Source organism: Treponema sp. OMZ 799 (assembly GCF_024181365.1).
Taxonomy (GTDB): domain Bacteria; phylum Spirochaetota; class Spirochaetia; order Treponematales; family Treponemataceae; genus Treponema_B.
Genome location: NZ_CP051301.1, coordinates 2,925,206 through 2,938,458, shown reverse-complemented (window position 1 = coordinate 2,938,458; position 13,253 = coordinate 2,925,206). Strand labels below are relative to the sequence as shown.

10 protein-coding genes are annotated in these 13,253 nt (G+C 39.5%); 4 read left to right on the top strand and 6 right to left on the bottom strand.

Annotated elements, in window-relative coordinates:
• Nucleotides 1–59: 59 nt before the first annotated feature.
• Nucleotides 60–542 carry a hypothetical protein gene (locus E4O04_RS13640; protein WP_253686711.1) on the bottom strand — a complete coding sequence of 161 codons (483 nt, stop codon included), beginning with the start codon at nt 540–542 and terminating at the stop codon, nt 60–62.
• A gap of 189 nt (nt 543–731) precedes the next feature.
• On the opposite strand from E4O04_RS13640, the gene E4O04_RS13635 reads away from it, so the two are divergent.
• Nucleotides 732–2,588 (top strand): MFS transporter, encoded by a 1,857-nt coding sequence (locus E4O04_RS13635; protein WP_253686712.1) that lies wholly within the window; start codon nt 732–734, stop codon nt 2,586–2,588.
• Nucleotides 2,589–2,690: 102 nt separating this feature from the next.
• Here the strand turns inward: E4O04_RS13635 and E4O04_RS13630 are convergent, their stop codons facing one another.
• The 4 genes from E4O04_RS13630 to E4O04_RS13615 are packed head-to-tail and all read right to left on the bottom strand — an operon-like array spanning nt 2,691 to nt 8,129.
• Entirely contained in the window at nt 2,691–3,995 is a 1,305-nt protein-coding gene (locus E4O04_RS13630) for a 2-hydroxycarboxylate transporter family protein (protein WP_253686713.1), read from the bottom strand.
• A 23-nt stretch (nt 3,996–4,018) separates the two neighbouring features.
• Complete coding sequence (locus E4O04_RS13625) at nt 4,019–5,674, bottom strand: P83/100 family protein (RefSeq protein ID WP_253708698.1); 1,656 nt, start codon at nt 5,672–5,674, stop codon at nt 4,019–4,021.
• A 20-nt stretch (nt 5,675–5,694) separates the two neighbouring features.
• Nucleotides 5,695–7,338: an outer membrane protein assembly factor BamB family protein gene (locus E4O04_RS13620; protein ID WP_253708695.1), complete on the bottom strand. Its 1,644-nt coding sequence runs from the start codon at nt 7,336–7,338 to the stop codon at nt 5,695–5,697.
• A 17-nt stretch (nt 7,339–7,355) separates the two neighbouring features.
• A complete protein-coding gene (locus tag E4O04_RS13615; RefSeq protein ID WP_253708692.1) occupies nt 7,356–8,129 on the bottom strand; it encodes a DUF1295 domain-containing protein in 774 nt (257 codons plus the stop codon).
• Nucleotides 8,130–8,446: 317 nt separating this feature from the next.
• On the opposite strand from E4O04_RS13615, the gene E4O04_RS13610 reads away from it, so the two are divergent.
• Nucleotides 8,447–9,325: an Rpn family recombination-promoting nuclease/putative transposase gene (locus E4O04_RS13610; protein ID WP_253708689.1), complete on the top strand. Its 879-nt coding sequence runs from the start codon at nt 8,447–8,449 to the stop codon at nt 9,323–9,325.
• A 386-nt stretch (nt 9,326–9,711) separates the two neighbouring features.
• Here the strand turns inward: E4O04_RS13610 and E4O04_RS13600 are convergent, their stop codons facing one another.
• Nucleotides 9,712–10,896, bottom strand: a complete 1,185-nt coding sequence (locus tag E4O04_RS13600) for a dicarboxylate/amino acid:cation symporter (RefSeq protein ID WP_253686717.1) — start codon at nt 10,894–10,896, stop codon at nt 9,712–9,714.
• Between the two features lie 152 nt (nt 10,897–11,048).
• Between E4O04_RS13600 and sufC the strand changes: the two genes are divergently transcribed.
• Both sufC and sufB read left to right on the top strand, forming a co-directional pair.
• Nucleotides 11,049–11,789: a Fe-S cluster assembly ATPase SufC gene (gene sufC / locus E4O04_RS13595; RefSeq protein WP_253708687.1), complete on the top strand. Its 741-nt coding sequence runs from the start codon at nt 11,049–11,051 to the stop codon at nt 11,787–11,789.
• The gene (gene sufB, locus E4O04_RS13590; protein ID WP_253678031.1) at nt 11,786–13,252 is read left to right on the top strand and encodes a Fe-S cluster assembly protein SufB; all 1,467 of its coding nucleotides are present in this window, start codon (nt 11,786–11,788) and stop codon (nt 13,250–13,252) included. The genes sufC and sufB overlap by 4 nt, the downstream gene beginning before the upstream one ends.
• Nucleotide 13,253 lies beyond the last annotated feature (1 nt).

The window sequence follows — 13,253 nt, the reverse complement described above, 5'->3', positions numbered from 1 at the left end:
ATCCGTGCGGCTAATAAAAATCCCCCCATCGGATTATCCGGCGGGGGGATTCCAATTTACTAATACTTAAAGCTTTTATATATGGTTTTAAATATTTCAAGATATCGATTAAAATTATTAGGATTGGAAGTAAATGTTAAAACATATGCTTCATTTCCTTTCATTTCAACAAACTGTATTTGGGTTACAAGTATACCATTTATATTTCCCGATATTATATGGTAATTTTTTCCTTCCTCTATCAATTTAAAATCGCCGTACACGATTTTTAGAGCTTCTCTTCCTGTTTCCAAATATTTTTTTACCGTATACTTTGTGGGTAATTTTTCAACCGCTAAATTAGCATTTTCTTGAAAGTCATCATTTTCCTCGATTGGCGAATACAACATAAATACTGTAGCCGAATCGATTCTCTGTGCCATCCAGCCTGATGGGACGGTAATTTCATAATTATCGATTTTTATTCTCATACCGTCATCGCCAAAAACTTTTACCGCTGACAATGATATTAACAGCAGTATAAATACAAATCCTTTCTTCATTTACGACTCCTTAAAATATGGGATGTTTTTAAAAATAAATTTTAATACCTGTTTATTATTCTAGTGGCTTTTTTATAAATTGTCTAGTGTAGGGCCCGTATTTTTTTGAATCATCTTATATAAACCTGAACCCCTTAATCTGTAATACTATGCTTGAATTCCCTTAAAAGCTATTGTATAATAGTCCTTATGTTAAACAAGCAAAGAAAGATGACTTGGCGGACTTATCTCGCCTATGGGGCTGCCGATTTATACGGCGGAGGATGTTTTTTTATCGTTACTACATTTGCAATGTATTATCTGGTAAATGTAATAGGACTTCATCCGGTACTTGCAGGGCTTATTCCTGCAATCGGAAAGTTTTGGGATGCTATATCGGATCCTATGATGGGCTATATAGCCGATAATACACCGCAAAACCGCTTCGGTAAAAGAAGGGTGTGGTTTTTGGTCTCGATTGTTCCGATTGCTCTTTCCTTTATCATAATTTGGTTTCCGACCGGGATCGAAAGTCAGGCCGGAAAATTTATCTTTTATACGGTAGCCTACATTATCTTCTTTACGGTTTCTACTGTTTCGTACATACCTTATGCGGCTCTTTCAGCCGAAATAACTAAGGACTTTTCCGAAAGAAATAAACTCAACGGTTCCCGCCTTATGTTTTCTTTTATAGCTACCCTTTTAGGCGGACTTTTGGCTCAGCCTATTATCGATGCCTTTCACGGCAGTATGATGGGCTATTTTGTGATGAGTATAGTCTTTGCCCTCATCTTTGCCCTTCCGTGGATTCCTCTTTATTTTGAAACATGGGAACTGCCTGAAGAAAAACCTCAAAAAAAATCCGAAGCTAAATTTATAAAAAACTTTTTGTCTCTTTTTAAAAGCAAGTCTTGTAGAATTCATATTGCTATGTATGTATGCTCCTATGGAGCCTTGGATATAGTAATGTCTTTAGTTCTCTTCTACATTGTAGATTATTTAAACCGCGGAAGCGTTTTTGTAATAGCCCAAGGTGCTCTTTTGCTGACCATGATGGCAACCCTGCCGATTCATAACCGCATAATAAACAAGAGAGGACACAAGCCTGTCTATGTTGCAGCCCTAATCATCTTTGCTGTTTCTATAGTTCTTATGTCTCTTCATACGCCTCAAACAAATTCGTTTTTTTTAATATTGAACATGGTATTTATGGGTGTCGGAATTTCGGCAAACAATTTGATTCCTCATCAGCTGCTTCCTTTTTTGGCCGACATAGATAAGCTTATGAGCGGAGAAAACCGTGCCGGAACTTATTCGGCGGCTATGACTCTTACCCGGAAGTTGTTTTTAGGCTTGGTGATAATGACCACAATAGGCTTTGTTTTAAGCGGCATAGGTTATAAAAATCCCGTCCCCTCGGTTTTGACTCAAAAGCAATTTAAAGAAGCTCAAGACTTGGCCGTAAAAAATAATGAAAATTTCGAAAAAATAAACAAGTATTATTCTTTGCTGGAAGACGGAAATTTTCATTTAAAATACATGAGCCGAAACACTGATGAGATTATCAGCTCTATCGACAAAAAAGTAAAAGGTAACTTTGATGAGATACCCGAAGCTGTTTTTGAAAGTTTACTTTCTTCTTTTGATAAAAAAGACTTTGAAAAGATCGATGAAAAATTCTTGCTTGAGGCTTCTTATATAAAATCGGGAGCTGTTTATAAAAAAATAGAACCGAAAGATTTTTATACTAAGACCGATTTGTATGATTTAAAAGTTTTGTTGGATAAAATAGATTTTAAATATTCAGGTATAGGGCAGGTCCAAAAACCACAGCAAAAGGAAAGCACCTTAAGAGGTGTCAAAATTTCTTTTATAATAATGCCTTTGTTTATGATTCTTTTCGGTATCTTCTTCGGCCTTAAATTTAATGTAAGCCCCGAAAACCATAAAATTATCCTTGAAGAGTTAAACAGATTGGAAGCCGGAGGCAAAAAAGAAGATGCTGATGAAAAAACCAAGCAGGTTTGCGAGCTTTTGATAGGTGAACCTTACGGAAGAACTTCTTAAAAGCTATCACAATAAAAATCAAAGATAACAAAAACAATAAGAAAAACCTCCGAATCCGTAAAGACTAGGAGGTTTTTTATTTATTCTATAAAAGTCTTATGCTTAGCCGCCGAAAAATAGCGGAACCAAGAATGAGGCCAGCAAGATTATAAAGGCCCCTCCCAAGCGGGACGATATCTGAGCAAAGGGCATCAGCTCCATTCGCTTTGAAGCTGTAAGAACGGCAACATCTCCTGTTCCTCCCATGTTTGCCATACAAAGACCCGCAGTGATCGCAGCTTCAATCGGATAAAAGCCTACAAATTTTCCTATAACTCCGGAGCCGATTATTGCACCTATTACAACCAATAGTACGAGTACTACATATGCGAGACTGAAAGCTCCGATAATGTCACCGAGGTTTGTATAACCTATACCGATACCTACCAAGAGGGCTGCGGTAAAATTCTTTGCAACAAATTTATACCATAAGGCACAAGCGTTTTCAAATGTCTTAGGTAAGATGTTTGCAGCTTTTACAACAGCAACGCTGATAATCATCCAAGCATAGGTATGAATATTTAAACCTACAAGTTTAAATAGGTTGGATACTATATTTCCCCAGGTAAAGAAGGCTGTTGCAATTACTATGGCGATTCCGAATTCTTGCAAAGAAAAATTCTTTTGCATTGCTTCATCGCTTGGAACTTCGAATGTTCCGCTTGCAAGAAGTTGACCGTTTCCTGTCCAAGCCGGTTTAATTTTTCCGAGCTTGTTAAGCATTCCGCCTGCGACTATGGCAAGAGCATTACCCAAGGCAACAGCCGGGACAAGTTTAGAAAGGATTTGCTCTGCAGGAATTTTTAATGCAGAAGCAAAAACTTGCGAAATAGGTACGGCTCCGGCTCCCATTCCTCCTCCCATTATGGGAATACCAATGTGAGCAATGGCTTCGGTTGCTTTCATTCCAAAAAGCGGAGCTCCTATAGCAACAAAGAGTAAGGCTACAGCAACAGAGCCTATGATGCACGGGAAATAGCGTATAGCTGCCTTAATTAAAAGTTTTCTATCCATTCCTAGGATTGAGCCTGTAATAAGGGCTGCAATGTAAAAGTCTAAAAAGCCTCCTCCCTTCATAAAGGTCGAAATATTTTTTAGGATACCTTCAGGCAAGATATGATAATAAGCGAGGGCGCTTGAGGCGAATATAATTACGATTGGTCCTCCGCCGAAGAATGTCTTTACTATAGGAGTATTGTCTCCGATAATGTTTAGCACTTCGCCAAGCACCATCATCAAGAGAAGGGCTCCTATCATTCCACCCGGCAGCTTGTTCCACCAGGTTGCAGCAATTACAACGGCTGCAACAATAACGAATAGTATGAGGGGCATGCCTAAGATCTCATACTTTTTGTTTTCGTTTACCATAACATAACCTCCTTATTTTTTTCTTATTCAGAAACGACTATATTGGTTAAATCGGTTAACTTTAATAATCTAATAGCGTTCTTACTGTCTTGGACCAATAATCCCCTGTCGCTAACTGTTATAGGTGTGTAAGGTAATACTTCAACTGCCGACTTGGCTTGGAGTTCAAGTTTATCGTTATAGCGTCCGATGAGGTATTTTCCGTTATTATCGATTACGGCATAATAGTCTGCCTCATTTTTAACTAAAACGCTCTCTGCTGCAATATTCTCTTGACTTTGTTTAACAATCTCTAAAGATTTTGCATCGATAAGAACCAAAGCTATAACTGCATTTCCTGATTTAGTGCCTGCAATTGCCATAAGGTTTTTGCCTACAATATGCAGGTTTCTTCCTCTGATTGTGTTGATACCCGAGGTTCTAAGCTCTTCTTCGGTTTTAAGGTCTAAAAGAACAAGTTCAGAAAGCATCTTTGAGTCGTCTACAACCTTTAAACCATAGCCGGGAATTGATGAGGCAATGGCAGCATCGCCTTCAGCCTTTTTCTCTGCCTTCTTTTCTTCGATAATTTTTTGTGTATCTGAAGCAATGTCCTTTCTGTCAGTTTGAGCTTCTTCAGTCTTTTTTTCGGCCATCTTTTCTTCTTCTTTTACTTCTTTTTTGGCCTCATCAGCTTTTTTTTGCTTTTCTTCGGCAGTTTCCTTAGCCTTTTTAGCCTCTTCTGTCTTCTTTTCGGTCTCTTTTTGAGACTTTTCAGCCTCTTTTTTCTTTTCTTCGGCTATTTTTTTATCTTCAGGTTTACCTGTTTTTACTGCCTTCTCTTCAGCTTTTTTAGCCTCTTTTTGTTTTTGCTCTGTTTCTTTCTTTTGCTTTGCAGCTTCTTTTTGCTTTGTATCGGCTTCTTTCTTTTGCTTATCGGCTTCTTTTTGCTGCTTTACGGCTTCTTTTTTTGCAAGCTCTGCACGCTTAGCGGCTTCTTCACTTTCTCTTTCTTTTAGGTCTACCATGTCTTTGCGTTTTTCAAGGTCCTTGCCCTTATCTTCACGCATTTTTTCGACAACCTTTTTATCCGAGATTGAAGTAGTGTCTACGGTGCTTATTGTTCCCGTATATTTTTGATCCGTTAGAGGAATAACTATTTGGGTTTGTCCCGGCCATTCATCGTAACGTAAGGCGATACCGGCTTTTTCTTTTGTTAAATTCTTTGTAACAATAGGCTTGTATTTTTGATTAAAAAAATCCATATTTCCGCGGTAGACGGCATTATATATTGTAACAAAGTGTGCAAGGGTTGCGGCATCCTTATCGGAATATCCGTAAGCGGCTTTCAAATATCCTGCAATTATCAGCCTGACGTTGTTAATATGATCAACACCGGCATTTTTCCCGATAATGAAAATATCTGCATCAAGACCTTCTTTTATTGCAGGATCAACACAATGAATAATTGCATATCTATTCATATCGCCTGCACGTCCGCTTTTTACGGCTCCTGCAAGATTCGATCCTATTCCTCTAATTGTGTCAGCACTATCTACCACATCATGAGGTCCGGTGTAGTTAATAAATTCTATAGTCTTGTTTTTTACAGAATCAATTTCAGGCTTGTCAACTTCAATTGCAAACCCCGAAAAAACTACCATAATTAAAAAAAACGAAAAAACTAATAGCCTTCTCATAAGTAAATCCTCCGTTCTTTCTATTTTACTATATTTTTGATTTTTTGTCTTGCATAATTTTGAATAATATTGGAATAAGGGCCCTTAATAATGTAAAAAATATTTGAAATTGCAGCAGATGCTGTCTCATTGGAACCGAACCTCATCAAGGCAGTCAAACAATCGCAAACTGCGGCCATAAGGTTTATGTCATCGTATTTTGCCCTTCCCATGACAAAGCGGATTCCGTCCATTGTCCGCCCGTCGGGGTCGTAGGCAAGATGCTCCAAGCCCCTTAAAATCCCGGCAAGAACATCGGGATTATCTATTTTATACATTGCACCCAAAAGAATATCCCGATACTCATAGGAGCCAAGCCTTCCTAAAAGCTCGGCAGCCCTTGACCTGTCAAACGAGTTAAAATCTTGCGAAAAATACGAGGCCTTCCGCTTATTTTCTAATATGGTTTTTAGCCGGAAGGCATAGCGGGGCTCTTTTTCGCCTACCGTTCCGTCTTCTATCTCTTTTTGTATAACATCTAAAAGTTCTGCCGCAGTAGCATATTCCACAAAAAAAGGTAAATCTTCCTTTCCCTTGTCGTCTTTTTGTATTATAGAATAAAAATTTTCAGGAGCCTCGCGTTTTGTTCCCTTGCGTAAAAGCTTGGTTTCGACCCTGTAGGCGTTTAAAATTTCGTTTGTTATCCCGACCAAGAGTCCGTTTTCGGTTATAATGGGAAAAAAGAGAGTCTCAGGTATCTTTTTTTCCCATTTAATGCGCCCTGTGTCGGTGATAAGACAGCCGAATCCTTTTGCAGTAATATTGAATTCGTTAGAGATTGCATAGCAATTAACTCCGCCCGAAAAATTACCCGAAGTTTTTTCTTCCCATATAAGTTCATTTGTTTTTAGATCTTTAAAAATCAGCTTGCCGCTTTCAAACATGTAAAGAACTTTTCCGCCCTTATAAAAAACATTTTTACATATTTCAGGTTCAATGCTTTGCCAAAGGGCTTCAGATCCGCCTCCCGTTTTATAATAGGAAATCGAGCCGTCCGTACATGCAAGTATATATCCGTCAGGGGCTTCTCCTATGGCCGAAACGGTCTTTTTAAGCCTATGCTGCTCTACAACCGATCCGAAGATAGAAATGCGCAAGAAATCTCCCGATTTTAAAATCAAAACTATATCTTTTGAACCTGTTTCTGCAGGTTGAAAGACTGGAGCCGAAACAAGGGGCAAAGACCATTTTAATTTTCCTCCGGAGGTAAGACAAATTATATTATCTTCTTGGATTATAAAAATACGTCCATCCCGTGCAGTGTGAATAGGAAAAATCGGTTTTTTCTTTAAAGGATAGGTCCAAAGAGGCATTCCTTGAGAGGAAAAGGCTTCAATATTTCCTTCTGCGTTCACCATGAAGACTATTCCTGCTTGAGAAACCGATAAAAACTTGCCGGGGAAGCCTTTAGTGTTTCTGCGCCATAAAAAGGTGCCTTGTGAGGTAATGCAGTTTAAAGCCTTATCGTCCCCTGCAGTGTAAATGTTTCCGTTCCAAAAAACGGGAACCGTTATATTCTTACCTGCAAAAACCAAGGTCCAATGGGCATCAAGGGTTTGAGCCGATACTTTAAAAAAAAGAAAGGAGAGAATAATTAAAAGAAAAAACGTATATTTTTTTTTCATAATTTTACCCCTATCGGCTAAAATATAAAAGGAAATACCCTCTTAGGTTTTAGAGCCGTAAATTCTTCGGGGAATTCTTCCCGGTATCTTTTGTTTATGATATAGGCTCTTGGAATGAGGTTGGCACAGGTCCAAAATGCAAATAGGAGGCCTACAAAACTCCATGACAGGAGGGCAAAGCCGAACCACTCCAAGATTTCGCCGAAATAATTTGCACTCGAAACATAGCGGTACATCCTTTTATGCGGAAAATAGTGTGCACTATCTCCCGGTTTTCGTAATGATCGGATATACCTGTCCGAATCTATATTGATAGCCATTCCCAGTAAAAAGACAAGAACTCCGATTATAAAACGAGGATCATAAAGCCAAGAGATAGGATACATGGTTTTGGGTGAAAGGTAAAAAAGCCATGCTCCGATTAAAAAGGCATTTATGGTATTAAATGTAATTCCCATCAAAACTATGAGGAGGGGCATCTTACTTTTGCCCTTAAGTAAAAAAGGAAATATAAAAACTCGTTGAGCATAGTGCAGTACAAAAAAAAGACCTATTATAATTCTCACAAAATTTTCAGGTTTAGCCCAGACGGACATGAGCACTATCATTGTTATAAGAGTAGGAACTTCCATTAAAAACCAGCCGAGCTTATTGTTAAAAGAAAAGCCCCATTTTTTATTTATCATCTTACCGTATCCGGCCGGAACAAAAAACAATACTACAAAACAAATTAAGCCTACGCCGAATAGGACAAGCTGTGCAATATTAAAGGTAAATATTAGTCTTTCCATAGGTGTTAAGTATAGATTATCCGTGTATCAAGGTCAAGAGAGGGAGTATAAGGCTCAGGGCAAACGCATCATAGTTTTATCTTCGCAAAAAAATAGGCTGTTCAACCCGCCTTTCGCCGCTATGCGGCTGCAAGAGGGGTATTCACAGCCTATTTTTTTGCTATTTTATTTACCCTCATGATGCGTTTGCCCTGTCCTAAGGCCAAGGAAATCAATTTTGCAATAAAAATTTATACCCTTTTAAAATCAGTTAATCTATGCTATAATGTATGAAACCACCGCCGTCCATGGCGGAATATAAACTAGAGGGCAGAGTTATGAGTACGGCAAACAGAAAATATAAAGATTCGGTATTCGTTGATCTTTTCGCAGAAGATGAAAAGGCTAAAGAAAACTTTTTATCGCTTTATAATGCCTTGCACGGTACAAATTTACAATTATTTTGTCCTGTAGAAAACATAAGGCTTGATAATGTTATGTACATGAACATAATCAATGATGTATCCTGCCTTGTAGACGGTAAAATCATCGTATTGGCTGAGCACCAATCCATAATCAATGAAAATATGCCCTTACGCTTTTTACAATATACAGCAAGACTGTATGAAAAACTTCAAGCACCGACCGACAGGTATTTAAAAAAGTTGTCAAAAATACCGACACCGGAGTTTTATGTATTTTATAACGGCACAGACGATTATCCTGAAACTGCAACGCTAAAACTCTCCGATGCCTTTATTACGAGACCTGAACAGATACCTTTGGAGTTGACAGTGCAGGTTTTAAACATCAATACCGATAAGGCAAACAAAGTTCTAACAGCATGCAAACCGCTTGAAGAATACAGCCTATTTGTAGAAGAGGTAAGAAAGCAAACGCAGCTTGACCATGAAAACGGCTTTACCAATGCAGTAAAGATATGTATAGAAAAAGGAATCTTAAAAGAATACTTGACGAGAAAATCACGGGAGGTAATAAATATGTTGATAGCAGAATATGATTATGATACGGATATTGCAGTACAAAGACAAGAAAGTCTGATGATTGGAATCAAACAAGGTATTACACAAGGTCTTGAACAGGGCTCTTACCAAAAAGCTATCGAAACGGCAAGGTTATTAAAACAGTTTGGAGATTCAATTCAGAAAATTACACAAGTTACAGGGCTCTCCGAATTAGAAGTAGAAGCGCTGTAAAGATGTTTGGTAATCAATATGTTACCGGCAGAATATGATTATGAAACAGATATAGCTGTACAGTGCAGAAGAGCGAGAAATAGCCTTTGCCGAAGGAATTGAACAAGGCTTTTCTGACGGTTCTTACCAAAAAGCTATCGAAACAGCAAAACTGATGAAAGATATGAATTACCAGATTAGTGATATTTGCACAATATCGGGCCTAAGCAAAAAAGAAATAGAAGTCCTATAAGGTAAACATATTATCGGCGAATATGGCGGTATGACAGTAATTTGTTTTGCCGTAAATTAAAACCCTCTCCGATTTTAAACCGAAGAGGGTTTCTAAGCTAAAAATCAGCCGATAATCGGCTTGTTCGATAACTATGTTGCCGAACAGGTTTAATTTAGGCTTGTTTTTTTAGGGTTCCGTCAGGTTTATAGAAAATACCTCTGAGAATCAAGGCCAAGGCTCCGTCGCCTGTTACGTTACATGCAGTACCGAAACTGTCCTGAAGAGCAAAGATAGCTATGAGTAAGCCCGTTCCTGTGCTGTCAAAACCTAAAACGCTTAAAACAAGTCCCAATGAGGCCATAACCGTTCCTCCGGGTACGCCGGGAGCTCCTACTGCAAATACACCGAATAAGAATGAGAATAAAATCATTGTTCCGAAAGAAGGAAGAGAGCCGTAAAGCATTTGAGCTATAGTCATACAGAAGAAGGTTTCGGTTAAAACCGAACCGCAAAGATGTGTTGTAGCACCGAGCGGAATTGCAAAGTCTGCAACTTCTGAAGGAAGAGCATCGGACTTATGGGCACAGCGCAAGGCTACAGGAAGGGTTGCCGCACTTGACATAGTTCCTACAGCTGTAGTATAAGCTGGACCGTAGTGTTTGATAACGTCTAAGGGGTTCTTCTTTGAAACAGCTCCTCCGATAAGGTAAAGGAGGGTAAGCCAGATAAAGTGCCCTATTAAAACGATTATGATAACCTTTAAAAATACCGGAAGCTGCTTTGTTAAGCTTCCGCTGTATGCGAGTTCTGCAAAGGTAGTTGCTATGAAGAAAGGCAGAATAGGTACAACTATGCGGTTTACAATTTCCAAAATCATTTTTTGGAATTCTACTAAAACCTTTTCGACGGTTTCGGCCTTTGTCCATAATACGGAAATGCCGACAAGAATTGCCATAATTAAAGCTGTCATAACAGGCATCAGAGGGGGAATAGATAAAACGAAGGCTGTTTTCGGAATGTCAGCCAATGAACTCATAGAACTGGGTACGTGCAAAAATGGAATCAAAATATATCCCACAATAGCAGAGAATATTGATGCACCTACAGCAGACATATAAGATAAACCTAAAAAGGTTCCAAGCATTTTTCCTGCATTGTGCTTTAAGCCGCAGATTGCAGGAGCAATGAAGCCGAAGATAACCAGAGGTACGATAAAGAAGATAACCGAACCTAAGATTGCCTTAATTGTGTTGATGACGGCCATAACAGATGCGGGGACAAAGAGTCCGAGCAAAATACCGGCCGCAATACCGATACCGAGTTTGGGCAAAAGCCCAATCTTTTTTTCGTTTGCCATAAAAAAACTCCTCACATTTTTATGATGTGATATTTTAGCAGTTTTAAATAAATTTGTCCATACGATAAGAAGCTTCTATTAATTTTATTCTATTTCTTATTGAATATTACCCCTCAAATTGGTATATTATATGGACGATTATAGGAGTTTTGATGAAACTATTAGATATACAAGGACTTCAAATGTCGGTTGATGAGAAGCAGATTCTTAAAAACCTTAATTTGAGTATAAACAAGGGTGAGGTTCATGTAGTCATGGGCCCCAACGGAGCCGGGAAGTCTACCTTGGCGGCGGCCATAGTAGGAAATCCAAGATACACAATTGATGAAGGCAAAATCTTTTTTGAAGATGAACTTATAAACGATGTTCCCGTATATGAGCGGGCCCGTAAAGGTATTTTTCTTTCTTTTCAGATCCCTGAAGAGGTGCCGGGCTTAAAGATTGAAGAGTTTTTGCGTGCCTCAAAAGAGGCTGTAACGGGCGAAAAAATACCCATGATAAAATTTCACAAGCTTTTATCGGACACGATGAAGCAGCTTAAGATTAATCCTGCCTATGCAAACCGAAGCTTAAATGTCGGTTTTTCGGGCGGAGAAAAAAAGAAAAACGAAATATTACAGCTTGCTATTTTAAACCCGAAACTCGCAATCCTTGATGAGACGGATTCGGGGCTGGATATAGACGCTACAAAGATCGTCTTTGAAGGCGTTTCCAAAATACGCACCCCCGATATGGGAATTTTGATTATTACCCATCATAATAAAGTTTTAGATTATATAAGACCTGACTTTGTTCACATCCTTGTTGACGGCAGCATTGTAAAAACAGGCCGTCTTGAACTGGTAGAATATATCGAAAAGAACGGTTACGAAAACATAAAAGAAAGCCTATGAGTAAGCCTATAAACCAAAACACAGATAAAGAAACAGAGGAGACAACTCTCTTTCAAGAAAGAAAGCGTACCTTTGTTTCGGACATAGAACGCGGAATCTATGACATAAAGGACAGCATCGATTATAAATACTCGACAGGGCTCGGCTTAAACGAAGAAGTCGTAAAAAAAATCTCCGAACGCAAAAAAGAGCCCGATTGGATGCTGGACTTGCGCCTTAAATCCCTCGCATATTTTAATGCCCGACCCATGCCGGACTGGGGAGCGGATATTTCCGACTTGGATATTCAGGAGATTATCCACTACATTGTTTCCGATACAAAGCCCTTGGCTGAAACATGGGATGATGTTCCCGAGGAAATCAAGAAGACCTTTGACAGGCTGGGTATACCTGAGGCAGAACGCAACTCCCTCGCAGGAGTTGGTGCCCAGTATGACTCGGAAGTTGTTTATCACAGCCTAAAAGAAGACTTGGAAAAGCAGGGCGTGGTCTACTTGGATATGGAAACCGCCGTACACAAGTACGAAGATATAGTAAAAAAACATTTTATGCAGCTTATAAAGCCGAATGACCATAAGTTTGCAGCCCTCCACGGAGCTGTTTGGTCGGGAGGTTCCTTTGTCTATGTTCCCAAGGGGGTAAGGGTCGAGCTTCCGCTTCAATCCTATTTTAGATTGAATGCCCAACAGTCGGGTCAGTTTGAGCACACCCTCATAGTTGTAGAAGAAGGAGCCTACCTCCACTTTATAGAAGGATGCAGCGCTCCAAAGTACTATAAAAATGCCCTCCATGCAGGAGCCGTCGAGCTTTATGTAGGCAAAAAAGCAACCTTGCGTTATTCTACCATCGAAAACTGGTCGAGAAACCTATACAACCTAAACACCAAGAGGGCCATAGTCGAAGAAGACGGAGCTATTGAATGGGTTTCAGGTTCCTTCGGTTCAAGGGTTACGATGCTCTACCCGATGAGCATCCTAAAGGGAGACCGCTCCCGCTCGGAGTTTACAGGGGTTACCTTTGCTTCGGAAGGACAGTGCCTCGATACGGGAACAAAGACCGTCCATATCGGAAAAAACACCGTTTCGGAAATGCGCTCCCGCTCCATCGCAAAAAACGGAGGAGAGGCAAACTACCGCGGACTTTTGTATATAGGAGCAAATGCAGCGGGGGCTAAGGCTTTAGCTGAATGCGAATCCCTAATGCTCGACGATAAATCCCGCTCCGACACGATTCCGATTATCGAAGCTCATACCGATGATGTGGACATAGGCCATGAGGCAAAAATAGGAAGGATAAGCGAATCGATGGTATTCTACCTTATGCAAAGAGGCTTGGATGAGGCCGCCGCAAAATCCCTAATCATCAAGGGCTTTGTCGAACCCATCTCGAAGGAGCTCCCTCTGGAATATGCCGTTGAATTGAATAACCTTATTACAATCGAATTAGAAGGAACAATAGGATAGA

Coding starts and splice junctions, on each gene's coding strand:
- E4O04_RS13640 (WP_253686711.1), bottom strand. CDS start 542: ATGAAGAAAGGATTTGTATTTATACTGCTGTTAATATCATTGTCAGCG.
- E4O04_RS13635 (WP_253686712.1), top strand. CDS start 732: ATGTTAAACAAGCAAAGAAAGATGACTTGGCGGACTTATCTCGCCTAT.
- E4O04_RS13630 (WP_253686713.1), bottom strand. CDS start 3,995: ATGGTAAACGAAAACAAAAAGTATGAGATCTTAGGCATGCCCCTCATA.
- E4O04_RS13625 (WP_253708698.1), bottom strand. CDS start 5,674: ATGAGAAGGCTATTAGTTTTTTCGTTTTTTTTAATTATGGTAGTTTTT.
- E4O04_RS13620 (WP_253708695.1), bottom strand. CDS start 7,338: ATGAAAAAAAAATATACGTTTTTTCTTTTAATTATTCTCTCCTTTCTT.
- E4O04_RS13615 (WP_253708692.1), bottom strand. CDS start 8,129: ATGGAAAGACTAATATTTACCTTTAATATTGCACAGCTTGTCCTATTC.
- E4O04_RS13610 (WP_253708689.1), top strand. CDS start 8,447: ATGAGTACGGCAAACAGAAAATATAAAGATTCGGTATTCGTTGATCTT.
- E4O04_RS13600 (WP_253686717.1), bottom strand. CDS start 10,896: ATGGCAAACGAAAAAAAGATTGGGCTTTTGCCCAAACTCGGTATCGGT.
- sufC (WP_253708687.1), top strand. CDS start 11,049: ATGAAACTATTAGATATACAAGGACTTCAAATGTCGGTTGATGAGAAG.
- sufB (WP_253678031.1), top strand. CDS start 11,786: ATGAGTAAGCCTATAAACCAAAACACAGATAAAGAAACAGAGGAGACA.